Below are 24,530 nucleotides of genomic sequence, written 5' to 3' on the forward strand. Positions count from 1 at the left end.
GCTGCGGATAGCTCCCCCAATATCGACCCGCATACCCGAGCGCCCGGGCACACAAACGAAGCGGTGTAGCAAGGCAATTGCGGGGGTACCCCGCCATAATGAAGTGGCGGACCGGGTGCAGGCTGGCGTGGGCCGCCATATTCGCGTGCGCCGGCTGCTCGACGCCGAACTTGCAGAACACGCCGGACGCCGTCTCAGTGCCGGTGCGGATGCCGCTGCGCGCCCCCGTGTGGTCGTATGCCACGGGGGCGCTGCTCGCACTTACCGACGACGGGCGGTTGGCGGCGGTCGATCACCCCGACCGCCCCGATGCAGTCGCCACCCGATTGTCCGAACCGCTGGACGCCGGGAACAACGTGCAGATCAGCCGCGCCGATGATCGGACCGTGTTCGTGCCGCAGCCGGCACGCGCGCGTGTAGCAGCGGTCGAGTTGACCGGCCTGCGGCAAGTCGGTGACATCGATGCCGGGCCGGCGCCGACCACCCTGGCCGAAGACTCGGGGATGCGGGTGCTGCTCGCGTTGTCCGCCGACGGAGCGACGGTAACCCCGGTCGAGGAGTTCGGCCTGCGGAAACTGCCCGGCGCTCGGGTGTCCGCCGGCCCCACCGGTGCCATCGACGGCGCCAACCGCGGGCGCACCATCGAATACCACGTCTATGGGCCGGGTGGGCTCTCGTATTACAAAGGCCAATCGTCGCCGCCGGAGCAACACGGCCATTACGACGCAAGAGTTTTCGTGGCGACGGGTGACGGAACCGCGGCAGACCGGGTCTATCTGGCCGACGCTCGCGGCGACACGCTCTACGCCGTCGAGCCCGCACGCGGCGGGCACGGTCTACAGGTCATCGGCCGCTCGCCGGTCTCCTCACCGATCCGCTACCTAGGCTCCGACGACACCCGGGTGTACGCCGCCACCGACACCGGCGTAACCGTTTTCGAGTCGGCGACTTTCACCGGCTATCCCCACGCCAGCATTCCGGTGCTACGCGTCCTTGACTACCGGGCCGGTCTACCGTCCGGGCCGGCCCGGTCCGCTCCCCTGTCCGGCATGGCGATCGGCACCGACCGGATATACCTGACCCTTCGGGGCCAGCCGGTCTTGGTCAGTGTCACCAAGCCGCCGCTATGACAATCAGCATCGACGACGACGTTGCGGTGCTCACCGAGCAGCTGCACGCGCTACGGGAACTGGGGCGGTGCAGCGAAGTGGACGACGAACGGATCTACGACCTGAGCATCCGGTGGGGAACCGCGCTGGCCGGGCGGCTGCGCCGACTGGTGTACTACCACAGCCGTGGCCTGCTCGACGACGACGCCGAGCGTCGCTTTGCCGCGGTCTGCGACGAGCTGCGCGCCGTGACCGATCTGGTGGAGCGATTCGATCTGGCGCAGCCGGACCTGCCCCGCTGAATGACTCTGCGTCCACGGCGCAAAAGTGCGAGTGCACCCCGCCGTGGACGCAGAGTCAACGCCGGGGAGCTAGCCGAGGAATTCCTTGTACCGAAGCCGGATCGCGGCGCGCGGCTGGGGGCAAGAGGAATTACGGCAGGTCAATGCGACGAGAAAGGCGTCGTCGTCTTCATCGTGGAACAAGAAGCCCAGGTACAGCGCCTGCCCCACTGCGAAATCGGTTCCACCGCAAGCTGCGCAGTGTCCGCCGCGCACAGTGACCAGGTCCGATACCCGACCGCTGGCGACCTGGCTCAGATCGATCAGTTCCGGGCGCGCATCGACGGTTGCGGTCACGTCAGATCTCTCCGTCCATGCCGTAGTAGACGTTGTCCTCGCGCCAGCCCCCGCGCCCCTTCCCGATATGGGCATAGTCGTCGACGAACTCGATCTGGTTGATCCACTTGGCCATTTTGAATCCGACCTGCGTCTCGGCCCGAAGTCGCAGCGGCGCCCCGTGCTTGATGGGCAGCGGCCGGCCGTTCATCGCATAGGCCAATAGCATCTGCGGTTTATGGGCCAGCTTGAGATCGAGTACCTCGTAGAACTGCCCACCGCCCTCCGCGCTCGGCTCGTCGGTGCTGTTGTCCTGCATGCTCATAAAGCAGATGTAGCGGGCCTGCGGCAACGGCTTCACCAGGTCCACCAGGGATCCCAGCGGAATTCCGGACCACTCGCCGATCGATGTCCAGCCCTGCACGCAGTTGTGCAGTACCCGCTGAGTCTGTGGCTTGGCCAGCGCCCGCACCCCGGCCAGGTCCAGCGTCGTCGGTTGCTCCACCAGCCCGCCGACCCGCAGTCGCCAATCGACGAAGTTGTGCACCGCCATCACCTTGTAGTACTCGGCGGTCGGCGGCTTGCCATTGACACGGTGCTCGGTCGACAGCATGCGCACCGGGTAGTTCTGCCGAGAGTCCAAGCGACGCAGCAGATCTTCACGGGGCACGCTGATCAGTGCGCCGAGTACCCGCCGCACCGAGGAGGGGCTGCGCCGACTCCACACGGTGGCCGCAATGTGGACCGCGACGATCGCCGCGATGATGAGCAAGGACAGCCCGGTCGCCCAGTCAGCGTTGCGAACCGAACCAAAGATCATCAACGCCGTGAGCCGACCCCACCCCCAGCAGAAGACCATCGCCAGGTGGATCGCGATGAACACCACGAACGCGACCAGGCCGAGGAAGTGCAGGCTGCGGGCAGCCTGCCGGCCGCCGAACAACCGCACATACCGCGGGAACCGAGCCTCGATCGCCGGTGACTGCGCGGCCCCGGTGAGGATCTGAAATGGCGCCAGCACGAAGATCACCGCAGCATAGGTCAGCTTCTGGATGGCGTCCAGCGGTTCGCCTGGCAGCAGCGGCGGCAGGTTGAAACTGGCATAGGTGACAATGTCGTTCCAGGCCTCGGCGAAGATCGACCAGGAATACGGCCAGTACCGGTGCCACTGTCCGGTCACGAAAAGCAGTATGTAGTACGAGGTTCCGAGCAGAATCCAGCCGATGACCGCGGCGAAGTGCCAGTGCCGGCCCATGCCCAGTGCCTTGTGGCCAGGCAGCGCGATCAGCGGCGAGTAGTCCTCTTCCTCATCCAGGGTGTCGTAAAGCTTGTCGGTGGGCATCACCTTGCGGGTGAAGCGAGCCCACTCCGTTCCTGGAGCGCTGTCCGCGTGCCAGTACAGCTTGGGATGGGTGGAGAGGATCTCGACGCCGCTGCGCAGCAGCAGGGTCAGGAATAAGACGTTGAGCCAGTGGTCAATCCGCAGCCAGGCCGGATAGTCGAGCAGCATCAGTCATACCAGCCCCTGCGCTGTCCGAACGCCACATTGACCCCGGACAGCACCGTCAGATACAGCCCCAGGAAGGCCGCCGCGCAGGCCAGCGCGAGGTTTCCCGGAGCCAGATCCCATCGCCCGGTCAGCGCCGACAGTCCCGGCAGACTCACCAACCGGCTGATCGGATAGCCGATCAGGAAAGCCGCGCACAGGAGGCCGCCCGCCACCCACCCCGCGGCCGGCACAACGTCGGCGACGTCAATCCAGGTAGTCGCGGCGGCGACGACACAGCCGATGATCACCGCGACGCAATACACCGCGAAGTACCCGGGACGGTGCACGGCGGTGGCCAACACGTAGGCGTGCGTGGCCGCCAAACCCAGCAGGGCAGCATCGGCGGCCAGCGTCACCGTCCGCGGCAGGTTGAAGGCGATGCTGGTCATGGGGGTTAACCTGCGCGCTTCGATGCGACCGGCGACCTCGCGGCGCTGGGCGATCCAAGGCGTCCGGAACGCTCCAAAGCTTGCTTCGGCATCGAGGAATCTCCGATCTCACTCCTGGGTCATCTGCTGGGCTTTCGCGTAAGCCAGCTGCAGAAAATCAGCACCCGCGAGCGCAGTGAACGTACCCGCGACCAGCCGGGTCGGCCGCGGGGCCAATACCAGCCCGGCGGCGAACGCGGTGACCACCCACATGTCCAGGCAGAACGGACACGTCAACAGCTCCCCCAAGCTGTGGCGCAACGCGCTGGAATGCCTGGTCTCCTCCATCACCTCGGCGGGGCCGCCGGTGCCCGTGTAGTGGGCGAAGGGCGCGCGCAGCGGGCTGGTCACCGCGTCCTTAGCCAACGTCCTGGACAGTTTGTGGGCCCCGAGAGTCACCGTCAGCAGATCTGCGGTCGCCCAGCCCTGCGGCAGACGGCGGCCGGTGGCCGCGGCGGCCACGGTTACCGCCGCGACCAACCCGCCGTAAACCAGCAGCACCATCACGTATCCCCCCAGCGGACGCGGGTTGTCGCCGCGGTACGCGTCGGCTTCCCGTGTGGCCGCGTCCGCGATAGCGCTGCCGGCCCCGGTCGATTGAGCCATCACTCAGTACTTGTCACAGGTCTTGGCGATGGGGCCGACCATGTTGACGAACGGCGCCGCCTCCGGCACCCCCTGGGCCTGCTCGAGCATCTGCTCACGCTGCGGCGCCGGCGAAGCCAGGAAGTTCTGCAGGAACGACTGCGCCATGGGTGTTGCGTTGAATTGTGCCGCGGTGTCAGGTGATTGCGCATTCATCGCCGCCACAACCTGGGAATAGCTGCATGTCGTGTTCACCGCGGGATTCTGTGACCATTGGTTTGATTGGCCCGGTTGGGCCGGCTGGCCCGGCTGGGCTGGCTGGCTGGGTTGGGCCGGCTGCCCCGGCTGAGTCGGCTGGGCCGGGGCGGCGTTTGCCAGTCCGGTGCCACTCGCCAACGCCAGCGCCATGCCGCCGGCAGCGGCAAGCCTGGTCAAAGACGTTGTCATCATGGGTTTCTCCCCTTCAATCCTTGAATTCATGTTTGACACATGCTCCGTCGACGACGGCACCGAATTAGGCTTGCCGTTTTTGCCCGAGCTAAACCACGGTTTGCCCACCGGTTGTAGTGGGTATCGGACGAATTGCTGTGATTACTCGGATCCTCACCGTGGCGACCCTGTCTGGCTGCACGCTGTTGTGTTCGCCGGCCGTTGGCGACGCGGTTGCCGCCGGTTGCCCCGATGTCCAGGTGGTGTTCGCGCGCGGCACCGGCGAAGCGCCCGGGGTCGGATGGATCGGCCAGCAGTTCATCGACGCACTACGGTGGCGCACCTGGGGCCGCAACGTGGATGTCTACCCGGTCGACTTTCCGGCAGTACCCGAATTCGGCCCGTCCGCCACCGGCGTCACCGACGCAGCCGGCCACATCCGCGATATGGCAACCGGTTGTCCGAGCACCCAACTGGTCCTCGGCGGATACTCGCGTGGTGCTGCACTGATGGGGTACGTCACCGAGCCGACGGCCGGTGGGCTCGGGGCCGCACTGCCGCCCGAGGCGGCCGGGCATGTCGCCGCCGTGGCGCTGCTGGGAAAGCCGTCAGCGGCGTTCCTGACCTCCATCGGCGCGCCGCCGGTGACGGTCGGGCCAGGCTATGCAGCCAAGACGATCGACCTGTGCGCGCCCGGCGATCCGGTCTGCTCGGTGGGCGGGGACGGTGCCGCGCACGCCGCGTACGCGGCCAACGGCATGACCGCGCAAGCGGCGGACTTCGCCGTCGAACGCCTCAAACCACCCGAAAGCGTTCCAGGTCAGTCGCTTTGACCGCAAGTCCGTGCCCGGCAGAGCTGCGGTCGGGACGCAGCACGCCGCCCGCTTGTGGGAGCAGAACACCGTCGAAGGCCATCTGCTCGATCCGCACATGGTCGTGGAAATACTCCAAATGACGCAGATGCCACAGTGCGGTGCCGACGTGCGCGCTGATCTGGGGTGCGCAATGCAACGACAGATCCAAACCGCGGGCATCGCACAGCGCTCCCACCTTGAGCACTCCGGTGATGCCCAAGCAACGGGTGACGTCGGCCTGCAGACAGTCGACGGCACCAGCGTCGAGCATGCGCTGGAAATACGGAACGTCGTAGCCGTATTCGCCGGCGGCGATATCCATGCCCGCCGGACTGCGGTCGCGCAGTAGATGCAGGCCTTCCAGGTCGTCGGAGCTGACCGGTTCCTCGAACCAGCTCACCTGATGTTCGGCGAAGCGCTGCGCCCAGCCCAGTGCCTGCTTGCGCTGATAGGCGCCGTTGGCGTCGACGAACAACTCGGTGCTGGTGCCGATCGCGCGGCGGGCCGCCGCCACCCGTGCGGCGTCCACGGCGGGGTCGCGGCCGACTTTCATCTTGACCCGGCCGATGCCCTCTTCCACCCATCCGGCGAGCTGGCGGCACAACGCGTCGTCGTCGTAGGAGGTGAAGCCCCCGCTGCCGTAGATCGGGGTGGCCTCGTGCATCGCCCCCAGCGCGACGGTCAGCGGTTCGTCGAGCAGACGGGCCCGCAGATCCCACAGCGCGATGTCGACGGCGGCGATCGCCTCGGCCACCACTCCGGGCCGGCCCAGGTTGCGCACCGCGTGCACCATGTCGGCCCAGCGAGCCGGCGGGACGGTGGCGTCGCCACCGGTAATAACCTCAGTCAGCTCGTCACGCACCACCGTGGCCGCCGCCGTACCGGCGTAGGTGTAGCCGGTGCCGATATGTCCGGCGGCGTGCACCCTCACCAGCACCATCGTGGTGGAATCCCACCTTGCGGTGCCGTCGGATTCCGGCGCGTCCGTGGGAATCGAGTAGGCGGCGACCTCCACCGAGTCGACCGGAACCGGCATGCCGCGGGGCAGGCTCATGAGCCGGTGACTACCCGCGCTGTGCCGCGGGTATGCATCCGCCATGGACGAGGGATCTTCGCTGCTTGAACGCTTTCCTCCGCAGGTGCTACGCCAGTACACGCTGATCGCCGACGGCGAACGCGGGATCCTGGTCGGACCGCGCGGCGACTTCTGCTGGATGTGCCTGCCCCGCTGGGACAGTCCAGCGGTCTTCAGTTCACTGCTCGGCGGTTCCGGGGTCTATGCCGTCACCCCTGAGCTGCGCTACGTGTGGGGCGGGCACTACGAGGAGCGATCGCTGATCTGGCGTTCCCGCTGGGTCACCACCGACGGGATCGTGGAGTGCCGCGAGGCGCTGGCCTTCCCCGGTGACATGCACACCGCCGTGGTGCTACGTCGCATCCGCGCGCTCGATCGGCCGATGCGGATGCAGATCGCACTCGACGTTCGCGCCGACTTCGGCGCCACCGCCATGTCGGGACTCTCCTGCGAAGGTGGGGTCTGGACCGGCCGGTCGGGGCCGCACCGATTCCGCTGGGCGGGCGCGGCCAAGGCCCGCCCCGCCGCCGACGGATCGCTGCGTCTGGTGCTCGACGTCGCACCGGGAAGCGACCACGATCTGGTGTTGGAGTTGTCCGATCGCGAGCTGCCCGCGCAGCCGGCCGGCGCGGCGCAGGCCTGGTCTGCCACCGAAAGCGCTTGGAAGCAAGCAGTTCCCGAAGTCAACGGCACCCTGGCCGATGTCGATGCACAACTGTCTTATGCGGTATTGCGCGGCCTGACCAGCACCGGCGGTGGCATGGTCGCAGCGGCGACGATGTCGCTGCCGGAGCGGGCCAAGGAGGGGCGCAACTACGACTACCGCTACTGCTGGATTCGCGACCAGTGCTACACCGGACAGGCGATCGCGGCGGCCGGCCCGCATCCGCTGCTCGATGACGCCGTCCGCTTCGTCACCGAGCGGGTGCTGGCCGATGGACCTGACCTGCGACCGGCCTACCGCGTCGATGCCACGACGCCACCGCCCGAACACGACCTGCCGCTGCCCGGGTACCCGGGAGCAAGGGCCAAGACGGGCAACTGGGTGGGTGACCAGTTCCAGCTCGACACCTTCGGCGAGGCGCTGCTGCTGCTGGCCGCCGCCGGCCGGCTTGACCGGCTGGACGGCACCCATTGGGGTGCGGTGCACACCCTGGTGGATGCGATCGAAAAACGTTGCACCGAACCGGACGCGGGCATCTGGGAACTCGACGACCAACGCTGGGCCCATTCCCGTTTGATGTGCGCAGCCGGGCTGCGCCGCATCGCCGGCGTGGCGTCGCTGGCTGAAGGGGCACGCTGGCAACAGCTGGCCGACAAGGTCGTCAGCGATACCAGCGCCGACTGTCTGCACCGAGACGGCAGATGGCAGCGCGCACCCGATGACCCGGGTATCGACGCGGCTCTGTTGCTGCCCGGTCTGCGCGGAGCCGTCGCGACCGATGACGCACGCACCCTGGCCACCTTGGCCGCCGTGCGCCGGGACCTCACCCAGGACGGCTTCGTCTACCGATACCGGCCCGACCAGCGCGCCCTCGGCCAGGCCGAGGGGGCGTTCCTGTTGTGCAACTTCGTCATGGCGCTCTCCGATCACCAGCAGGGCAATGACCTTGCCGCGCTTCAATGGTTTGAGCGAGGCCGCACCGCGTGCGGACCGCCGGGCCTGCTTTCGGAGGAATACGACGTGGGACAACGTCAGTTGCGCGGCAATCTGCCGCAGGCCTTCGCACACGCGCTGCTGTTCGAAGCCGCGCACGTGTTGGCCCGCCCCGACACGGATTGAGTTACGGCCTGAGGGTGATCTTCACCGCGCCGTCGCGCTTCTCCTGGAACATCGCGTAGGCCCCTGGTGCCTGTTCCAACGACAGCTCGTGAGTGGCGAAGGCGTCGACCCCCAGCGGGTCGTCGTCGGTCAGCAGCGGCATCAGCCGCTCGACGCGCGGTTTGACGTTGGCCTGCCCCATCCGCAGGGTGATCTGCTTGTCGAACAAGGTGAACATCGGCAACGGGTCGAGTTTGCCGCCGTAGACACCGACGATCGACAGGGTGCCGCCGCGGCGCACGATGTCGATCGCGGAGTACAGCGCGGCGAGCCGGTCGATGCCAGCCTTACTGATCAGCGGTCCGGCCACGGCGTCCGGCAGCAGCGAACTGAGCTGCTGCACGGCCTTGGCGCCGCCGGAGCCGTGGGCCTCCATGCCGACGGCATCGATCACCGCATCGGTTCCGCGGCCGTCGGTGCGGTCACGAATCACCTCGCCAATATCGGATACCTCACTCAGGTCGACGATTTCAATCCCTCGCCGCGCCAACCGGCCCAGCCGCTCGGGCACCAGATCTACGCCGATAACCCGGGCCCCCTGGTGGGTGGCGATCCGGGCCGCCATGTCTCCGATCGGTCCGAGTCCCAGCACGGTCACCGACCCGCCGTCGGGTATCGCGGCATAGTCAACTGCCTGCATTGCGGTCGGTAGCACATCGGACAGATACACGAAGCGCGAATCCGGCGGGCCCTCAGGCACTTTGATGTGAGTGTATTGCGCCTGCGGCACCCGCAGGTACTGCGCTTGCGCGCCCGGGACCTGGCCGTAGAGCTTGGAGTAACCAAACAATGCGGCTCCGGTGTCCTGCTCGCGCACCCGGGTGGTGTCGCACTGGGTCGGCAGACCCTGTCGGCACATGCAGCAATGACCGCAGGCAATCTGGAACGGGATGACCACTCGGTCGCCCGGTTTGAGATTGCTGACCGAACGACCGACTTCGGCCACAATGCCGATCGGCTCGTGCCCCAGGATGTCGCCGGGGTCCATGAACGGACCGAGCACCTCGTAGAGATGCAGATCGGATCCACAGATGTTGGTGGTCGTCACTTCGATGACGGCGTCGGTCGGATTCTGGATCACCGGATCAGGCACCGTGTCGACCTGAACTTTGCGCTTGCCCTGCCATGTGACTGCCCGCATCGGGTCGCCTCCGTCGTGTCTCGCGAACACCGCCCGGCTACCCGCCCGCAGCCCGGTGCAAACGCCTTAGGCATGCTGGCGAATCTCGTACGTTTCACGGCCGTACCGCGGGGTACCTGATCGACCATGACCTCGTTGTGGCTTGCCGACCGGATCACGACATCACCGGCCTCGGGCACCGCCGACGATCTGCCCGATATCGCCGACGTGGTGGTGGCGGGCGCCGGCATCACCGGACTGATGGCCGCGGTGCTGCTGACCCGCGCCGGCCGCCAAGTGCTGGTACTGGAGGCCAGGACGGTCGGCGCCTGCGCGACGGGAAACACCACCGCCAAGATCAGTCTGCTGCAGGGCACTCAGCTGTCGACGATTTCGGCGAAGCAGGGCAAGAGTCTGGCGGCTGCATACGTGGACGGCAACCGCGCCGGACAGGACTGGTTGCTGTCGTTCTGCGCGGCTACCGGGGTGCCGGTCCAGCGCGAGGACGCCTACAGCTTCGCCCAGTCCGAGCGTGGCGTGGCGGCGGCGCGCGCCGAGTACCAGGCCTGCCGCGCCCTGGGCCTGCCGGCAACGTGGGAGGCGGAGGCCGACGTGCCGTTCTCCTACCACGGCGGCGCACGGCTGGGTGATCAAGCGCAGTTCGACCCGATGCCGTTTCTCGACGCGCTGCGCGCCGAGTTGCTCGCCACCGGCGGACAACTGCTGGAACACACACGGGTACAGCGTGTTTCCAGCAGTCGTCACGGCCTTCGACTGGAAGTAGGCGGTCCGCGCAGGCATGCAGAACTCCGGGCCACCCAGCTGGTGCTGGCGACCGGTATCCCGATCTTGGACCGCGGCGGATACTTCGCCCGCGTCAAACCCAGCCGGTCATATTGCATGGCGTTCGACGTGCCCGGCGAGATCACCCGCCCCATGATGATCTCTACCGATTCACCGACGCGATCGCTGCGCTACGCCCCGGTCAACGGCTCGCAGCTGCTGCTGGTCGGCGGAGCCGGGCACACCGTCGGCCGCGAAAAGCACCCCATCGATGCGTTGGCCGAGCTCGAGACATGGACGGTCAGGCATTACCCGGGCGCAACCCGCACCCATCTCTGGTCAGCGCAGGACTACGCGCCGGCCGACGCGCTGCCCTATGTCGGGCCCATCCTGCCGGAGAACGACGCCATCTACGTGGCAACGGGTTTCAACAAGTGGGGCATGACCAACGGGGCGGCCGCCGCATTGGCGTTGTCGGGCCGGCTACTCGGTGAGCGACCGGGGTGGGAGCGGGCGTTCGCCAGTTGGAGTCCCCGCGAGCTTCGCGGCCTGCCGGCGGCTCTGACGGCGAATCTTGCGGTCGGCGTCAATCTGGCGAAAGGCTGGATCACTCCGACTGCCCACATCGGCCAGCAGTATCTGGGGAAAGACGCCGGCGTGGTCAGCGGACCCCCCTGGCACCTGCAGGCCCAGTGCCGGGTGGACGGCGTCGAACATCGCCTCTCCCCGGTCTGCCCTCACCTTGGCGGCGTTGTCACCTGGAACGACGCCGACCGGGCTTGGGAGTGCCCGCTGCACGGCTCACGCTTCGCCCCTGACGGCACCCTTCTGGAAGGCCCGGCCACCCGCGGCCTGTCCGCCGGCGGCTGACGAGCCGGCGGCCGTCGTTTACCGCACGCCGGGGCGGGTAATCGACCGCTGGGCGGTGGAGGACGGCTGCGAAACGACGGGGTGAGCGGTGTGCATCATCGACCATGACATGCGCCAGATCGTCGAGAGCGCAAAGCTGGCGTTCGTGGCCACCGTCTGCGAGGACGGCTCGCCGAACCTGTCACCGAAGGAGTCCCTGCTGGTCTACGGCGACGAACACCTGGTGTTCATGCACATGGCGTCGCCGACGACGGTGGCCGATCTGCGCCGTGACCCGCGCATCGAGGTCAACGTGGTGGACTTCCTCAAACGGCGCGGTTACCGCTTCAAAGGCACCGCACAGCTGCGACAGCCCGGCGACGAGGTCTACGAGTGGCTGCGGCAGTGGGTCATCGACACCCACGGACCACAGTTTCCGTGTCGTGAAGCCGTACTGGTACGGGTCGAACGTGTGCTGCCGATCGCCTCACCGGACTATATGTTCGGCGACGCCCACGAAGCAGAACTCAGCCGATTGTGGTCGGACATCTACGGGCTGCACTGAGCAGGGCTACTGCAGCTGATCACGTAGCTTCGCCAGCGACTTGGCCAGCAGGCGGGACACGTGCATCTGCGAGATGCCGACCCGCTCAGCGATCTGAGTCTGGGTCATCGATTCGAAGAACCGCAGCACCAGCACGGTGCGTTCCCGCTCCGGGAGTGCATCCAGCAAGGGCCGCAACGCCTCTCGGTCCTCGATCCGGTCCATCCGGGCGTCGGCCTCGCCGAGGGTGTCAGCGATCGAACGGACGTCGTCTTCATCCGAACTGCCGCCGCCGTCAATCGATAGCGTGTTGTACGAGCTGCCCGCGACCAACCCTTCGACCACCTCGTCGCGACTCAACTCGAGTTCGGCCGCGAGCTCGGAGGCGGTCGGCGCTCGACCCAGGCGTTGCGACAGCTCGGCTGTGGCTACCCCCAACCGAAGGTGTAGCTCTTTGAGCCGGCGGGGCACCTTGACCGACCAGCTGTTGTCGCGGAAATGGCGACGGACCTCGCCCATGATCGTCGGAACCGCGAACGAGACGAAGTCCGAGCCGGTTTCGACGTCGAAGCGTGTTACGGCGTTGACCAGACCCACCCGGGCGACTTGGACCAGATCGTCCCGCAACTCTCCGCGGCCCTCGAACCGACGAGCGATATGGTCCGCCAGCGGCAGACACCGCTCCACGATCTTGTCTTTGCGGTTACGGAAGTCAGGCGAGTCGGCATCGTATTGGGCGAGCTCACGAAACATGTCGCCGACGTCGGCGTACTCGGATCCGGACTGTGAGCCGCTGCCGGCGGCACGCGGACTCACCGCCCGGAGCCCGCCCGGCGGGTTGTCAACGTGACCCCGAATACCTCACCCGCGCCGTTGGATTCATGCCCATCGCGGAATGCCTGGACGTCATCGACCAGCGACGTGAGCACGTGCCAGCTGAAGCTTCCCGGGGTCAGCACGCCGGCCCCGTCGCCGGCAGCCGACGCCTGAATCGTCACATAGTCGTCGTGTGGGTCGATGACGACAGTCAGCATCGCGTCGGGCGCGGCACTACGGATCAGCTGGGTGCACAGCTCGTCGATCGCCAGCCGCAGATCAGCGACGGTGTCGACGTCAAGATCCTCGTAGGTGGCGATCGCACCGACCAACATGCGTACCACCGCTAGGCTTTCCAGCCTGGGCGTAACCCGCAGTTCGACGGCCCGTTCGCTGCACGATCGCTGAGCCCGGTCACTGTCAATGTCGGTCATGAGGCCTCCCGGCGAAATCGGACCGAGACTACTGCTGCGTGTCAATCGACTGCTCACCACCCTCGCCTGCAGGCACCCTCGTGCATTTCGCCCTCAGCCGGCACCGTCACCATCGCACGCCGGCTGCCCGGAGATCAGTCATGGGAAGTCTGTACCCGATCGGCGGGGAACTCAATCATCGATTTCGGCACGTAGTCGTAGCGCGGCCCGGCCGGCATACCGGCCGGGCCGACTTGACCCCTCGGGTTAACTCGTGGAGGGCTGCTGCCGCATCTCGGCGTGCGCCAAGTGCCACTGATGGTTCACCTTGCCGATCCGGCGATGCTCGAGCAGGAGCCACACGGTGCCCAGGGCGGCGGCGAGCACTGCGACGACCGCGACTTCCACGCCCTGGCGATCGTGCCCGGTGCCGAATGCGGCGAGGCAGCCGATCCCGGCCACCATGCCCACCACCAGCAAGGAATAGCCCGGCCAGCCCATGACGTCGATCATGGCGCGACCCGCGTGGGGCCGGGTCGTCCGGACATGGTCGACCGGGTCATGAAAAGTGTCACCCATTGCAATCCCTCCTCCTGAACAGCAATTTTGAAGCCGCCCCAAGCAGTCGACCGGTATGAGGTGGACCCGTCCGCGACCCAAAACTATCGTATGCCGATAGGTTGAAGACGACGCCTCCTTAACAGGATGTTCACAGTCATACAACAGCGATGCCCATGCCGCGGCGGGAGATCAGCCGCTACCCATGATCGGCACGGCGGTCATGAGCAAGACCACCAGCATCAGCGTCAACAAGAACCACCCGGCGCCCTGCCAACCCCACCAGGTGCCCCGGGCGCGCCACACCCGGTACGTGCGCACAAATGCCCGCAGCCCACCAGCGGCCAGAATCAGCGGGGCTCCAACGGCAAGTACGGTCCGGTAGGGCCGTCCGCACCCCGCCGTGGCCGACTGGGGGTCGCACGAACCCACCCACAACATGGCTATGACGACAAACGCCAGTGCGGTGGCAACGATCAACCCGGCGAACCGAGCGGCCGCGCGGACCTCCCGGTCCTCCTGACCCAGCCGATCGCCACCGGCAGTAGAGCGCGACGGTGTGCGCGATTCCACATCTCCCACCGTCCGCGCTGATGAGCGCTGCGTCAAGGCGATTCATTCATTTGCGTCAACGTTTGGGCGCGCGGCAGCCCGGGAAGCCTTGCCGTTGTGGCGGGCCTCTACACCGTGTGGGGCTGCCACAAGAACACGAAGGGAGGGCTCATGTCGGACGACAAGAGCAGCGCGACCGAAGACGGCATCCGCGGCACCGTGGAGGGCGTCAAGGGCAAGGCCAAGGAAGCGTTGGGGGCCGTGACCGGCAACGACGAGCTGGCCCGCGAGGGCCGGGCGCAGCAGGACAAGGGCGAAGCGCAGCGCGACGCCGCCAAACACCAAGCCGAGGCCGAATCGGCCCGGGCGGGTGCGAAGGCGGCCGAGGCGCGCGAGCAGTCCCACCAGTAGCCCGAGGGGAGGGCAGGCCCGGTCCGCTTGGCGGGCCGGGCCCGTCGCTACGTGATCGGGTTATTTCCAGGGAGCAACGGGTAGTAAAAGCCTTGAGGCGGCATAGCATCCATGGGTTGGAGCCACACGATGAAGATCCTGTTACTGACCGACCGCGACGAGTTCGCACGGTCATTGTCGGGGGTCGCTGCCTTCGGGCATTCGGTCGTCCGTAGTCCGCTCACCCTCACCGTGCGGGCCGACTGCCACGGGGCGAAAGCCGTTCTGGTCGATGGCTGTTCTGATGTGCCGGTAGCGCGGGAGAGCTGCCGCAAGCTCGGAGCCTGGGAGCCGTCGGCTGCCGTGCTCGCCGTGGTTGCCGCCGAAGACCTCGCCGCGGTCGGCCTCGACTGGCACGTCGACGATGTCCTGATCGCCACCGCAAGCCCCGCCGAGGCGAACGCGCGGCTGCGACTGGCCCTGGCGCGGCGGGACGAATCCGCCCCCCACACGTTGCAGTTCGGCGCCCTGGCGATCCACCCGGACAGCTTCACGGCGTCACTGTCGGATCGCGATCTCGACCTCACACTCACCGAATTCAAACTGCTCAGCTATCTGGTGCAGCACGCCGGTCAAGCATTCACCCGGGCCCGGCTGCTGCGTGAGATCTGGGACGGCGAGGGCGGCCGTCGCAAAGTCGACGTTCACGTGCAGCGCTTGCGCGCGAAGCTCGGCGCCGGCCATGACTCGATCGTCGACACGGTCCGCGGTGTCGGGTACATGACGCCGGAAACGCCGCGGTCGCAATGGGCCATCGCCAACTGAGAGGGTCACATGCCATGACTGGACAACCCGATTTCGATTCAGCGGCCACCGACACCACCGGCGACGACACGCTACCGCCGAGTGAGGCCACCGACTCCGACGAGCTGCGCAACGACGACGGCGACGCGGCAGGCACCGCACCGGACCACTGGCAGGCCGCCGACGACGAGACGGCCCATGAGTCATTGGATGACAAGCTGGCCGCCGAGCAACCCGACGTGGCCGGCCCTCAGCATGATCCCGACGAAGCCGTCGGGGGCGGGCGCCACCGCGCGCAGGTGTCCGGAAGTCCCGAAGACGGCGACTCGTTCTTCGCCGTCGAGGAGTGAGCTCAGTAGTAGTTGTCGCAGGCGTTTGCCAACGGGCTAAGGAGCGCAACGTAGTGCGCGGCATCGGGGGTGTCCTGCGCCCGGTCGACTATCTGCTGGCGCTGTGGGGGCGGGGCAGCCAGAAAGTTCTGCAACCAGGATCGCGCCCCCGGTGTCGCGTTGAACTGCTCGGCGTCTCCAGGTGACTGATCGTTCATCGCCGACACCACCTGCGCGTAAGTGCAGGTCGTGTTGACCACCGGATCGGTGTCCGGGTCGGCCGAAGCCACTACCTGTCCAGCGGTCAGCGCCACGGCGGCAACCCCCACCGCTGCAGACAATCTGATCAGGCCAAACATCTCGCGTTCCCCTCTGTAGATCCGCCGCAGGTAGGTCAAAACATCAGGACCAAGACCGCCAGATCAGCGAACAGCAGGGCCCACCCGCACGCCCAGACCGCGATCCCGCCGCGGTGCGTCGCCAGGAAAAAGGCCAGAAACAGCGTCAGAGCCGCTACGCCGGCCGCTCCGTGATAGAGCACACCGAACAGGGACCCGTGCACCTTGAGCTCCGGGCACGCCACCCTGTTGCACAACGCGGAGCCGGACACCCTGGTCAGCGCGAATGCCATCAGCAGCGCGGCAGCCGGCGCGGTCAGCAGGGACAGCGCCCAGTTGGCCCACGTCCAATCGCGGGGCAAAGCTTCCGGCGCCGACGTCCCCGCCGCACGCGGGCGGGCGTCGGCGAATATCGGCCGGACCGCCGTCGCCCCGTCATCCAGAATGGTCATCCCCCGCCTCCGCTCACCGAAATCACCGTTGGCGGATACCCGGCGACGGCGGGCACAAAACCGCAGCGCGGGAGCATTCCGGCTCCGAACTTGGCACCATGGCTGGGTGAGCCCACCCGACCGAGCAACCCCAGCCCCGCTGGCGCGGTTCTCGGCGCTGACCCGGGACTGGTTCGCCGGCACCTTCACCGCACCGACCCCGGCGCAGGAGCAGGCCTGGGCGGCGATCGCCGACGGCCACAACACACTCGTGGTCGCTCCGACCGGCTCCGGCAAGACGCTGGCGGCATTCCTGTGGGCACTGGACCAACTGGCCGCAGCACAGCCCGGTAGCGGCACCCGGGTGCTGTACATCTCGCCGCTCAAGGCACTGGCTATCGACGTCGAGCGAAACCTGCGTACCCCGTTGGCCGGCATCGCCCGAATGGCCGCACAGCGCGAGCTGCCCGCTCCCGGCATCACCGTGGGAGTGCGCTCCGGCGACACGTCCCCGGCGCGGCGCCGCGAGCTGGTCGCCAAGCCGCCCGACATCCTGATCACCACACCGGAGTCGTTGTTTCTGATGCTGACCTCGGCAGCGCGCGAGACCTTGACCGGGGTGCGCACGGTGATCGTCGACGAGGTGCACGCGGTGGCGGGAACCAAACGGGGTGCCCACCTGGCACTGTCTTTGGAGCGCCTCGACGCGATGCTCACCCGGCCCGCCCAGCGGATCGGGTTGAGCGCCACCGTGCGCCCCGCCGAAGAGGTAGCCCGGTTTCTGTCCGGGCAGTCCCCCACCACAATCGTGGCTCCCCCGGCATCCAAGACGTTCGAGCTGACCGTTCAGGTTCCGGTGCCCGACATGGCCAATCCGGCCGAAGGCACCGTCTGGCCCGAGGTCGAAGAACGCATCGTCGACCTGATCGAAGCCCACCGGTCCTCGATCGTGTTCGCCAACTCACGGCGGCTCGCCGAGCGCCTGACGGGGCGGCTCAACGAGATTCACGCGGAACGCTACGTTGACGGGGAGCAGGCGCCGGCGCCGCTGGCACGAGCCCACCACGGCTCGGTCTCCCTGCAGACCCGAGCCGACGTCGAGGAGGACCTCAAGAGCGGGCGGCTGCGCGCGGTGGTGGCGACCTCCAGCCTGGAACTGGGCATCGATATGGGTGCGGTAGATCTGGTCATCCAGATCGAGGCGCCGCCGTCGGTGGCCAGCGGCCTGCAGCGCGTCGGTCGGGCCGGTCATCAGGTCGGCGAGATCTCCTCCGGCGTACTGATTCCCAAGCACCGGACCGACCTGATCGGGTGCGCCGTCGCAGTAGAACGGATGCTCGCCGGCCAGATCGAAACCCTGACGGTACCGGCCAATCCGCTGGACATCCTGGCCCAACACACGGTAGCCGCGGCCGCGCTGGAGCCATTGGATGCCGAAGCCTGGTTCGACACCGTACGCCGCAGCGCTCCGTTCGCGACCTTGTCGCGCGGTGTTTTCGAGGCAACGCTGGACCTGCTCTCCGGCAAGTATCCGTCGACCGAATTCGCCGAGCTGCGGCCGCGTTTGGTCTACGACCGCGACGACGGGACCCTGACCGGCCGGCCCGGCGCGCAGCGGCTGGCCGTCACCTCCGGCGGCGCCATCCCGGACCGCGGACTGTTCGCGGTATATCTGGCCGGCACTGACGAAACGCGGAAGCCTTCCCGCGTCGGCGAACTCGACGAGGAGATGGTGTACGAGTCGCGTCCCGGGGACGTGATCTCACTGGGCGCCACCACGTGGCGGATCACCGAGATCACCCACGACCGAGTACTGGTCGCACCGGCGCCCGGCCAGCCGGGCCGACTGCCGTTCTGGCACGGCGACGGTGTCGGGCGGCCAGCCGAGCTGGGTGCCGCGCTCGGCGCATTCACCGGCGAATTGGCCGCCCTTGCCCCTAAGGCGTTCGACAAGCGCTGCACGGGGCTGGGTTTCGACGACTACGCGATCGACAACCTGAGGCGGCTACTCGACGATCAGCGCACCGCAACGGCAATAGTGCCCACCGACACCACGCTGGTGGTGGAGCGGTTTCGTGACGAGCTCGGGGACTGGCGGGTGGTGCTGCACTCACCGTACGGGCTGCGCGTGCACGGGCCTTTGGCGCTGGCAGTAGGCAAACGACTGCGCGACCGCTACGGCATCGACGAGAAGCCGACGGCCTCCGACGACGGCATCGTGGTCCGGCTGCCCGACACCGACGCCGGTGCGGAAGCGCCCGGCGCCGAACTCTTCGTGTTCGACCCGGACGAGATCGAGCCGGTCGTCACCGCCGAAGTCGGCGGCTCAGCGTTGTTCGCCTCTCGGTTCCGGGAATGCGCAGCGCGCGCCCTGCTGTTGCCGCGCCGGCACCCCGGCCGCCGCACCCCGTTATGGCAGCAACGCCAGCGGGCGGCCCAATTGCTCGACGTGGCCCGCAAATACCCGACGTTCCCGATCGTGCTGGAGACCGTGCGCGAATGCCTGCAGGACGTCTACGACGTCCCGGCGCTGACAACACTGATGGCGCAGATCGCCCAACGCCGGGTGCGGGTGTCCCAGGTCGAGACCGCCACCCCGTCGCCGTTCGCGGCGTCGCTGCTGTTCGGCTACGTCGGGGCGTTCATGTACGAAGGCGACAGCCCGCTGGCGGAGCGCCGCGCGGCGGCCTTGGCACTGGACCCCACACTGCTGGCGCAACTGCTGGGCCGGGTCGAGCTGCGCGAGCTGCTCGACACCGAGGTGATCACCGGTCTCACCGCGCAGCTGCAGCACCTGACGCCAGAGAAGGCCGCCCGTGACGCGGAGGGGGTGGCCGACCTGCTGCGGTTGCTCGGTCCGCTCACCACCGAAGAGATCAGCGCCCGGGCCGCGGGGGCTGACGTGGGCGGGTGGCTGGAACATCTGCTGGCCGCTCGGCGGGTGCTGACGGTGGCGTTCGGCGGGCACCGCTGGTGGGTGGCGATCGAGGACATCGGTCGGCTGCGCGACGGCCTCGGGGTTGCGGTGCCGCCCGGTGTGCCGACGGGCTTCACCGAACCGGTCGCCGACCCGTTGGGCGAGCTGCTGGGCCGATTCGCCCGCACCCGGGGGCCGTTCACCACCGGGCACGCCGCGGACCGGTTCGGGCTGGGAGTGCGGGTGGCGGCCGATGCGCTGGGCCGACTGGCCGCCGACGGACGGGTGGTGCGCGGCGAATTCACCGACTTCCCGGACTCTCCCGGTGAACAGTGGTGCGACACCGAGGTGCTGCGGATCCTGCGGCGCCGGTCACTGGCCGCGCTGCGCTCGGCGATCGAGCCGGTGTCGCCGGCCGCCTACGGGCGCTTCCTGCCGGCCTGGCAGCAGATCGGCACTTCCGACGTTGCCGCGACCGGCGTCGACGGGTTGGCCGGGGTGATCGAGCAACTGGCCGGAGTGGCGCTGCCCGCGTCGGCGGTCGAACCGCTGATCTTCGGCCCGAGGGTGCGCGACTACGCACCGGCCATGCTCGACGAACTGCTGGCCTCCGGAGAGGTGCTGTGGTCGGGCGCGGGAGCCCCAGCCGGCAGCGCCCCGGCGACCGACGGCTGGATCAGCTTTCACACCGCGGATTCGGCACCGCTGACGTTGACGCCCGGAACACCGATCGAATTCGGCCACGCGCACCGGGCGATTCTGGATGCCCTCGGCGGTGGCGGTGCGTTCTTCTTCCGCCACCTGTGCGGTGACGCGAGCGAGGCAGAACGCAAAGCCGCACTGTGGGAGCTGATCTGGGCGGGATGGGTCACCGGCGATACCTTCGCTCCGGTGCGCGCGGTGCTGGCCGGCACCCGTCGCGCCACCCCGGCGCACCGCAGCAGACGCCCGCCCCGGCTCAGTCGTTACAGTGTGGTGCACGCCAGCGCCCGCGCCGCCGACCCAGCGGTGTCCGGTCGCTGGTCGGCTTTGCCTGCCCCGCAATCCGATTCCACCCTTCGGGCGCACCACACCGCCGAATTACTGCTGCACCGCTATGGCGTGCTGACTCGGGGCGCGGTTGCCGCCGAGGCCGTACCCGGCGGTTTCGCCACCGTCTACAAGGTGCTGACCGCGTTCGAGGAGGCCGGGCGATGCCAGCGTGGCTATTTCATCGAGTCGTTGGGGGCCGCGCAGTTCGCGCTGGCCTCCACCGTGGACCGGCTGCGCGGCTACCTCGACAGTGTGGACCCGACCAGGCCCGAGTACCACGCGGTGGCACTGGCCGCCGCCGACCCGGCTAACCCGTATGGCGCGGCGCTGAGCTGGCCGGCACACTCGGGGACGGCCCGTCCGGGCCGCAAGGCAGGAGCGCTGGTGGTCCTGGTCGACGGTGAACTGGCCTGGTTTGTCGAGCGGGGCGGCCGGACGCTGCTGAACTTCGCCGATGCCGCCGAGGCGCAGCGTGCCGCCGCCGGGGCACTGGCTCGGCTGATCGCCGACCGGCGGGTTGACGGGATTCTGGTCGAGCGGGTGGACGGCGTTCCGGTGCTGGAGCTTCACGATTCGCCGACGCTGGACGCGTTGACCGATGCCGGGTTCTCCCGCACGCCGCGCGGATTGCGAATGCGCTGATGCCCGAGGGGGACACGGTTTTTCACACCGCGACGGTGCTGGCCACCGCGTTGGCGGGAAAGACCTTGACTCGCTGCGATATCCGGGTCCCCCGATATGCCGGTGTGGATCTGAGCGGACAACGCGTTGACGAGGTGATCAGCCGCGGCAAGCATCTGTTCATCCGAGTCGGGTCGGCCAGCATCCATTCGCACCTGAAAATGGAGGGCAGTTGGCGGGTGGGTCGACGTCTTGCCAGACACAGCCCAGTCGATCATCGGGCACGAATCATCTTAGAGGCCGGCTCCGTTCGCGCCACCGGTATTGATCTGGGTGTTCTCGAGGTGCTGGAACGCCGTCATGACGGCGATGCCGTCGCGCACCTCGGCCCGGATCTGCTGGGCCCCGATTGGGATCCGGCTGTGGCCGCCGCCCGGCTGGTCGCCGATCCGCAGCGCCCGCTGGCATCGGCATTGTTGGACCAGACGGTGCTGGCCGGGATCGGCAATGTTTACTGCAACGAGTTGTGCTTCGTCGTCGGCCGGCTGCCGACTACACCCGTCGCGGAACTGACTGATCCGGGTCGGCTGATGTCACGGGCCCGCGAAATGTTGTGGGCGAATCGGTTGCGGTGGTCGCGCTGCACCACCGGCGACACCCGGCCGGGCCGACAGTTGTGGGTGTATGGCCGAGCCGAACTGCCGTGTCGGCGATGCGGTACCGGTGTGGAGTCCGACCGCAACGGCGAGCGGATTCGCTTCTGGTGCCCGTCATGTCAGCGGTAACGCCGCGGCCTTCCGGCTACTGACCACAACAAAAGTCGGCCAGCCATCAGGCTGGCCGACTTTCGGCTGTGTCTACTCGAAGCGTTGGTCGATCACGGCCACCCGCCGCAACCCACACCGGGCACGCAGCCCCCTCCGCCGCCGGGTCCGCCCCAGCCGGTGGGGCCGCCGGGGATCGTGCCGCTACCCCCGCCAGGACCACCACCACCGGTCGGGCCGCCGGGGATCTGGCCGCCGCCACCGCCGGGCCCACCGCCACCGGTCGGGCCACCGGGAATCTGACCACCGCCTCCGCCAGGCCCGCCACCGCCGGTCGGGCCACCAGGCTCGCCCGGTTCGCCCGGGTTTTCTGGTCCCGGCCCACCTGGAACCGGTTCGAGGGTGGTCTCGCTCGTGGTGGTGGTGGTCGTTGTGGTCGTCGTCGTGGTGGTGCTCGGCCCCTCTTCTTTGGTGCCGTTGCAACCGGCTGCTACCAGCGCGACTGCACTGCCGAGCACTGCGATCGTCATCTTGCTGTGTGCCTTCATCAGAATCAGACTCCCCTCTGCTCTGGTCGTGCCTACCTGTACCCAGGACTGTCACAGCCGAAACCCCGGCAGCCGAAGTCAGTTCGCGTCGAGGACGCGTTCGCTCACGAAACCGCGGGGCCGTCCGGTGAACGGGTCGTCGAACTCCAGCCGGTGGGCCAGCAGTTGCAGCGGCTGCGAGAAGTCGTCGGGGGCAACATCGATGACCTGCGGATACAGCGGGTCTCCGTCGATCGGCAGACCGAGTGAGGCCAGGTGCACCCGCAACTGGTGGGTACGGCCGGTGCGGGGGGTGAGCCGGTAGCGGCCAGCGCCCAATGATTCGACCAGGGTCTCGGCGTTCGGCTCGCCGGACTCTTCGCGAGCCTGCAGGCAGCCGCGCTCTTTGACGATCCGGCTGCGTATCAGCTGAGGGAACGCGACGGTCGGCTCGGCGGAGGACCGCGCCAGGTAGTGCTTGCGCACCGCGCCACGGGCGAACAGGGTCTGATAGGCCCCGCGCAGCTCTCGACGGGTGGTGAACAACAACACGCCGGCGGTGAGTCGGTCCAACCGGTGCGCCGGACTCAGCTCCGGCAGATCCAACTCGCGCCGCAGCCGTACCAACGCGGTCTGAGCCACATGGCTGCCGCGCGGCATGGTCGCCAGGAAGTGCGGCTTGTCGACCACCACCAAGTCCTGGTCGCGGTGCAGCACCGGGATGTCGAAGGGTACCGGTACCTCATCGGGCAGGTCCCGATACAGGAACACGTGCGCCCCGGCCGGCAACGCCGTGGTGTCGTCGACCACCGCACCGCCCGCGGTAACCACTTCGCCGGCAGCCACTTTCGCCGCAACAGCCGCACCGAACCGGGCACGCAGCTCGGCGGCGACCAGACCGCCTTGCAGGCGCAGCCGGGCCGGCCCCAGGCCGTCGCGGACCGGCAGCGGGGCGGGACGTCGGCGGGTCATCGCATCTTGAGGTCGAATGACCGCGCGCTGTCGGCGTCGCGGGCATAGGCGCGGTCGCGGATGGTCAGCAGTACCGTCGCCAGCGCGGCCGCGGTCAGGGTGCCGATCAGCACGCCCAACTTGACGTGTTGTTGGCGGACAGGATCACCGAAGGCGAGGTCGCCGATGAACAGTGCGACGGTGAACCCGATGCCACCGAGTAAGGCCAGAGCGACCACGTCGATCCACTTCAGCGAGGCATCGAGTTCGGCTCGGGTCAACACAGCGGTCAACACCGCGGCGCCGGCGATGCCCACAGCTTTTCCGATGACCAGGCCGGCGGCGATCCCGATGGCGACGGGATCGCGCAGTGAGGCAGCCAATCCGTGGAGCCCACCAAAGGTCACACCGGCCGCGAAGAACGCGAACACCGGCACCGCGAGGCCGGCGGACAGCGGGCGAATGCGGTGTTCGAGGTCCTTAGCGTTCAGCCGGCGGCGCGCTGACGTGCCGCGCCTGCCCGCCTCCCGGACCGGAACGGTCAGGCCGAGCAGCACGCCGGCAATGGTGGCGTGCACACCGGATTCGTGGACCAGATACCAGGTGACTGCGGCCAACAGGAGCAGCACCGCAGCGTTGTCGAGACGCCGGGCCGCCACCGCGAACAACGCCAATGGGACGAGCGCGAGCGCAAGAGCGGTGAAGTTGAGGTCATCGGTGTAGAACACCGCGATCACGGTGACCGCCAACAGGTCGTCGACCACGGCCAAGGTGAGCAGGAAGGTGCGCAACGCCGAGGGCAGGTGTGAGGAGATCACGGCCAGTACGGCCAGCGCGAAAGCGATGTCGGTGGCGGTGGGAATGGCCCACCCGCGTAGCGCTCCACCCCCGGTGTGAGCGTTGACGGCGACGAATATCGCTGCGGGCATGACCATTCCGCCGATCGCGGCGACCACCGGAAGCGCTGCGCGACGCGGGTCACGCAGGTCGCCGGCAAGCACTTCGTACTTGAGCTCCAGCCCGACCACGAAGAAGAAGATCGCCAGCAGGGCGTCTGCGGCCCACGCCGACACCGAGAGATGCAGATCCCAGGCGCGGGGACCGAACGTGATGTCACCGAGCCGGTAATAGGCGGCCGACCACGGCGAATTGGCCCACGCGATCGCGAGGGTAGCCGCGACAAGCAGCAGCGCCCCGCCCACGGTCTCCTTGCGGAGCACGTCGGCGAGTCGACTGGCTTCAGCAGACGATCCGCGGCCGAAAAGCGGGGGGCGACCAGAGGTCAAGGGGGAGCCTTTGATTCGAGTGACAGATTGTCAGAGG

The 24,530-nt window shown here is 67.9% G+C and carries 27 protein-coding genes; 11 read left to right on the forward strand and 16 right to left on the reverse strand.

The features are described from left to right. Nucleotides 1-98: 98 nt before the first annotated feature. Nucleotides 99-1,130: a hypothetical protein gene (locus tag ACKY0W_RS16255; protein WP_409434902.1), complete on the forward strand. Its 1,032-nt coding sequence runs from the start codon at nt 99-101 to the stop codon at nt 1,128-1,130. Continuing rightward, nucleotides 1,127-1,411, forward strand: a complete 285-nt coding sequence (locus ACKY0W_RS16260) for a hypothetical protein (protein ID WP_409434903.1) — start codon at nt 1,127-1,129, stop codon at nt 1,409-1,411. The genes ACKY0W_RS16255 and ACKY0W_RS16260 overlap by 4 nt, the downstream gene beginning before the upstream one ends. Before the next feature lie 69 nt (nt 1,412-1,480). Here ACKY0W_RS16260 and ACKY0W_RS16265 read toward each other — a convergent pair whose 3' ends face one another. The 5 genes from ACKY0W_RS16265 to ACKY0W_RS16285 form a co-directional block, all read right to left on the reverse strand. Continuing rightward, nucleotides 1,481-1,747: a hypothetical protein gene (locus tag ACKY0W_RS16265; RefSeq protein ID WP_409434904.1), complete on the reverse strand. Its 267-nt coding sequence runs from the start codon at nt 1,745-1,747 to the stop codon at nt 1,481-1,483. Nucleotide 1,748: 1 nt separating this feature from the next. Continuing rightward, a complete protein-coding gene (locus ACKY0W_RS16270) occupies nt 1,749-3,239 on the reverse strand; it encodes a molybdopterin-dependent oxidoreductase (protein ID WP_409437821.1) in 1,491 nt (496 codons plus the stop codon). Beyond that, a complete protein-coding gene (locus ACKY0W_RS16275; RefSeq protein ID WP_409434905.1) occupies nt 3,236-3,664 on the reverse strand; it encodes an oxidoreductase in 429 nt (142 codons plus the stop codon). Before ACKY0W_RS16275 ends, ACKY0W_RS16270 begins: the two co-directional genes overlap by 4 nt. A 108-nt stretch (nt 3,665-3,772) precedes the next feature. After that, complete coding sequence (locus tag ACKY0W_RS16280; protein WP_409434906.1) at nt 3,773-4,309, reverse strand: DUF1360 domain-containing protein; 537 nt, start codon at nt 4,307-4,309, stop codon at nt 3,773-3,775. 3 nt (nt 4,310-4,312) lie between these two features. Further along, nucleotides 4,313-4,735, reverse strand: a complete 423-nt coding sequence (locus ACKY0W_RS16285; RefSeq protein WP_409437822.1) for a hemophore-related protein — start codon at nt 4,733-4,735, stop codon at nt 4,313-4,315. A gap of 170 nt (nt 4,736-4,905) precedes the next feature. Between ACKY0W_RS16285 and ACKY0W_RS16290 the strand changes: the two genes are divergently transcribed. Further along, entirely contained in the window at nt 4,906-5,550 is a 645-nt protein-coding gene (locus ACKY0W_RS16290; RefSeq protein WP_409437823.1) for a cutinase family protein, read from the forward strand. Here the strand turns inward: ACKY0W_RS16290 and ACKY0W_RS16295 are convergent. Beyond that, entirely contained in the window at nt 5,513-6,625 is a 1,113-nt protein-coding gene (locus tag ACKY0W_RS16295; RefSeq protein ID WP_409434907.1) for an enolase C-terminal domain-like protein, read from the reverse strand. The two genes, ACKY0W_RS16290 and ACKY0W_RS16295, sit on opposite strands and share 38 nt — an antisense overlap. Before the next feature lie 43 nt (nt 6,626-6,668). Between ACKY0W_RS16295 and ACKY0W_RS16300 the strand changes: the two genes are divergently transcribed. Then, nucleotides 6,669-8,429, forward strand: a complete 1,761-nt coding sequence (locus ACKY0W_RS16300; protein ID WP_409434908.1) for a glycoside hydrolase family 15 protein — start codon at nt 6,669-6,671, stop codon at nt 8,427-8,429. 1 nt (nt 8,430) lies between these two features. On the opposite strand, the gene ACKY0W_RS16305 is transcribed toward ACKY0W_RS16300, so the two are convergent. Continuing rightward, the gene (locus tag ACKY0W_RS16305; RefSeq protein WP_409434909.1) at nt 8,431-9,609 is read right to left on the reverse strand and encodes an alcohol dehydrogenase catalytic domain-containing protein; all 1,179 of its coding nucleotides are present in this window, start codon (nt 9,607-9,609) and stop codon (nt 8,431-8,433) included. A gap of 126 nt (nt 9,610-9,735) precedes the next feature. Between ACKY0W_RS16305 and ACKY0W_RS16310 the strand changes: the two genes are divergently transcribed. Both ACKY0W_RS16310 and ACKY0W_RS16315 read left to right on the forward strand, forming a co-directional pair. Then, nucleotides 9,736-11,241 carry an FAD-dependent oxidoreductase gene (locus tag ACKY0W_RS16310; protein WP_409434910.1) on the forward strand — a complete coding sequence of 502 codons (1,506 nt, stop codon included), beginning with the start codon at nt 9,736-9,738 and terminating at the stop codon, nt 11,239-11,241. Nucleotides 11,242-11,329: 88 nt separating this feature from the next. Further along, nucleotides 11,330-11,785: a pyridoxamine 5'-phosphate oxidase family protein gene (locus ACKY0W_RS16315; RefSeq protein ID WP_409434911.1), complete on the forward strand. Its 456-nt coding sequence runs from the start codon at nt 11,330-11,332 to the stop codon at nt 11,783-11,785. 6 nt (nt 11,786-11,791) lie between these two features. Here the strand turns inward: ACKY0W_RS16315 and ACKY0W_RS16320 are convergent, their stop codons facing one another. The 4 genes from ACKY0W_RS16320 to ACKY0W_RS16335 form a co-directional block, all read right to left on the reverse strand. Further along, nucleotides 11,792-12,580, reverse strand: coding sequence for an RNA polymerase sigma factor SigF (locus ACKY0W_RS16320; RefSeq protein WP_409434912.1), 789 nt, complete (start codon nt 12,578-12,580; stop codon nt 11,792-11,794). Next, the gene (locus ACKY0W_RS16325) at nt 12,577-13,014 is read right to left on the reverse strand and encodes an ATP-binding protein (protein ID WP_409434913.1); all 438 of its coding nucleotides are present in this window, start codon (nt 13,012-13,014) and stop codon (nt 12,577-12,579) included. Before ACKY0W_RS16325 ends, ACKY0W_RS16320 begins: the two co-directional genes overlap by 4 nt. A gap of 246 nt (nt 13,015-13,260) precedes the next feature. Continuing rightward, nucleotides 13,261-13,572: a protein UsfY gene (gene usfY, locus ACKY0W_RS16330; RefSeq protein ID WP_409434914.1), complete on the reverse strand. Its 312-nt coding sequence runs from the start codon at nt 13,570-13,572 to the stop codon at nt 13,261-13,263. A 171-nt stretch (nt 13,573-13,743) separates the two neighbouring features. Then, the gene (locus ACKY0W_RS16335; RefSeq protein WP_409434915.1) at nt 13,744-14,124 is read right to left on the reverse strand and encodes a hypothetical protein; all 381 of its coding nucleotides are present in this window, start codon (nt 14,122-14,124) and stop codon (nt 13,744-13,746) included. A 150-nt stretch (nt 14,125-14,274) separates the two neighbouring features. On the opposite strand from ACKY0W_RS16335, the gene ACKY0W_RS16340 reads away from it, so the two are divergent. The 3 genes from ACKY0W_RS16340 to ACKY0W_RS16350 all read left to right on the forward strand — a co-directional run bounded on the left by ACKY0W_RS16340 (nt 14,275) and on the right by ACKY0W_RS16350 (nt 15,647). Next, nucleotides 14,275-14,514, forward strand: a complete 240-nt coding sequence (locus ACKY0W_RS16340; protein WP_406758031.1) for a CsbD family protein — start codon at nt 14,275-14,277, stop codon at nt 14,512-14,514. Nucleotides 14,515-14,643: 129 nt separating this feature from the next. After that, complete coding sequence (locus tag ACKY0W_RS16345; protein WP_409434916.1) at nt 14,644-15,318, forward strand: winged helix-turn-helix domain-containing protein; 675 nt, start codon at nt 14,644-14,646, stop codon at nt 15,316-15,318. 14 nt (nt 15,319-15,332) lie between these two features. Further along, entirely contained in the window at nt 15,333-15,647 is a 315-nt protein-coding gene (locus tag ACKY0W_RS16350; RefSeq protein ID WP_409434917.1) for a hypothetical protein, read from the forward strand. 2 nt (nt 15,648-15,649) lie between these two features. Here ACKY0W_RS16350 and ACKY0W_RS16355 read toward each other — a convergent pair whose 3' ends face one another. Together ACKY0W_RS16355 and ACKY0W_RS16360 are read right to left on the reverse strand one after the other, a co-directional pair. Continuing rightward, complete coding sequence (locus tag ACKY0W_RS16355) at nt 15,650-15,985, reverse strand: hemophore-related protein (protein ID WP_409434918.1); 336 nt, start codon at nt 15,983-15,985, stop codon at nt 15,650-15,652. Between the two features lie 35 nt (nt 15,986-16,020). Then, nucleotides 16,021-16,416: a hypothetical protein gene (locus ACKY0W_RS16360; protein ID WP_406758027.1), complete on the reverse strand. Its 396-nt coding sequence runs from the start codon at nt 16,414-16,416 to the stop codon at nt 16,021-16,023. 106 nt (nt 16,417-16,522) lie between these two features. Here ACKY0W_RS16360 and ACKY0W_RS16365 point away from each other — a divergent pair, with 106 nt between their 5' ends. Both ACKY0W_RS16365 and nei2 read left to right on the forward strand, forming a co-directional pair. Next, the gene (locus ACKY0W_RS16365) at nt 16,523-20,986 is read left to right on the forward strand and encodes an ATP-dependent helicase (protein ID WP_409434919.1); all 4,464 of its coding nucleotides are present in this window, start codon (nt 16,523-16,525) and stop codon (nt 20,984-20,986) included. Continuing rightward, the gene (gene nei2, locus ACKY0W_RS16370) at nt 20,986-21,750 is read left to right on the forward strand and encodes an endonuclease VIII Nei2 (protein WP_409434920.1); all 765 of its coding nucleotides are present in this window, start codon (nt 20,986-20,988) and stop codon (nt 21,748-21,750) included. The genes ACKY0W_RS16365 and nei2 overlap by 1 nt, the downstream gene beginning before the upstream one ends. Before the next feature lie 92 nt (nt 21,751-21,842). On the opposite strand, the gene ACKY0W_RS16375 is transcribed toward nei2, so the two are convergent. The 3 genes from ACKY0W_RS16375 to nhaA all read right to left on the reverse strand — a co-directional run bounded on the left by ACKY0W_RS16375 (nt 21,843) and on the right by nhaA (nt 24,493). Next, on the reverse strand, nt 21,843-22,277 hold the full coding sequence (locus tag ACKY0W_RS16375; protein WP_406758024.1) for a hypothetical protein: 435 nt from the start codon (nt 22,275-22,277) through the stop codon (nt 21,843-21,845). A gap of 78 nt (nt 22,278-22,355) precedes the next feature. Next, nucleotides 22,356-23,228 (reverse strand): pseudouridine synthase, encoded by an 873-nt coding sequence (locus ACKY0W_RS16380; protein ID WP_409434921.1) that lies wholly within the window; start codon nt 23,226-23,228, stop codon nt 22,356-22,358. After that, on the reverse strand, nt 23,225-24,493 hold the full coding sequence (nhaA, locus tag ACKY0W_RS16385) for a Na+/H+ antiporter NhaA (RefSeq protein ID WP_409434922.1): 1,269 nt from the start codon (nt 24,491-24,493) through the stop codon (nt 23,225-23,227). Before nhaA ends, ACKY0W_RS16380 begins: the two co-directional genes overlap by 4 nt. Between the last annotated feature and the right edge of the window lie 37 nt (nt 24,494-24,530).

Source organism: Mycobacterium sp. SMC-14 (genome assembly GCF_046250075.1).
Classification (GTDB): domain Bacteria; phylum Actinomycetota; class Actinomycetes; order Mycobacteriales; family Mycobacteriaceae; genus Mycobacterium.

Excerpts from the sequence above, each read along its gene's own strand:
- ACKY0W_RS16255 (WP_409434902.1), top strand. The coding sequence starts at position 99 with ATGAAGTGGCGGACCGGGTGCAGGCTGGCGTGGGCCGCCATATTCGCG.
- ACKY0W_RS16260 (WP_409434903.1), top strand. The coding sequence starts at position 1,127 with ATGACAATCAGCATCGACGACGACGTTGCGGTGCTCACCGAGCAGCTG.
- ACKY0W_RS16275 (WP_409434905.1), bottom strand. The coding sequence starts at position 3,664 with ATGACCAGCATCGCCTTCAACCTGCCGCGGACGGTGACGCTGGCCGCC.
- ACKY0W_RS16280 (WP_409434906.1), bottom strand. The coding sequence starts at position 4,309 with ATGGCTCAATCGACCGGGGCCGGCAGCGCTATCGCGGACGCGGCCACA.
- ACKY0W_RS16285 (WP_409437822.1), bottom strand. The coding sequence starts at position 4,735 with ATGACAACGTCTTTGACCAGGCTTGCCGCTGCCGGCGGCATGGCGCTG.
- ACKY0W_RS16295 (WP_409434907.1), bottom strand. The coding sequence starts at position 6,625 with ATGAGCCTGCCCCGCGGCATGCCGGTTCCGGTCGACTCGGTGGAGGTC.
- ACKY0W_RS16300 (WP_409434908.1), top strand. The coding sequence starts at position 6,669 with ATGGACGAGGGATCTTCGCTGCTTGAACGCTTTCCTCCGCAGGTGCTA.
- ACKY0W_RS16305 (WP_409434909.1), bottom strand. The coding sequence starts at position 9,609 with ATGCGGGCAGTCACATGGCAGGGCAAGCGCAAAGTTCAGGTCGACACG.
- ACKY0W_RS16310 (WP_409434910.1), top strand. The coding sequence starts at position 9,736 with ATGACCTCGTTGTGGCTTGCCGACCGGATCACGACATCACCGGCCTCG.
- ACKY0W_RS16325 (WP_409434913.1), bottom strand. The coding sequence starts at position 13,014 with ATGACCGACATTGACAGTGACCGGGCTCAGCGATCGTGCAGCGAACGG.
- usfY (WP_409434914.1), bottom strand. The coding sequence starts at position 13,572 with ATGGGTGACACTTTTCATGACCCGGTCGACCATGTCCGGACGACCCGG.
- ACKY0W_RS16340 (WP_406758031.1), top strand. The coding sequence starts at position 14,275 with ATGTCGGACGACAAGAGCAGCGCGACCGAAGACGGCATCCGCGGCACC.
- ACKY0W_RS16345 (WP_409434916.1), top strand. The coding sequence starts at position 14,644 with ATGAAGATCCTGTTACTGACCGACCGCGACGAGTTCGCACGGTCATTG.
- ACKY0W_RS16350 (WP_409434917.1), top strand. The coding sequence starts at position 15,333 with ATGACTGGACAACCCGATTTCGATTCAGCGGCCACCGACACCACCGGC.
- ACKY0W_RS16355 (WP_409434918.1), bottom strand. The coding sequence starts at position 15,985 with ATGTTTGGCCTGATCAGATTGTCTGCAGCGGTGGGGGTTGCCGCCGTG.
- ACKY0W_RS16360 (WP_406758027.1), bottom strand. The coding sequence starts at position 16,416 with ATGACCATTCTGGATGACGGGGCGACGGCGGTCCGGCCGATATTCGCC.
- nei2 (WP_409434920.1), top strand. The coding sequence starts at position 20,986 with ATGCCCGAGGGGGACACGGTTTTTCACACCGCGACGGTGCTGGCCACC.
- ACKY0W_RS16375 (WP_406758024.1), bottom strand. The coding sequence starts at position 22,277 with ATGAAGGCACACAGCAAGATGACGATCGCAGTGCTCGGCAGTGCAGTC.
- ACKY0W_RS16380 (WP_409434921.1), bottom strand. The coding sequence starts at position 23,228 with ATGACCCGCCGACGTCCCGCCCCGCTGCCGGTCCGCGACGGCCTGGGG.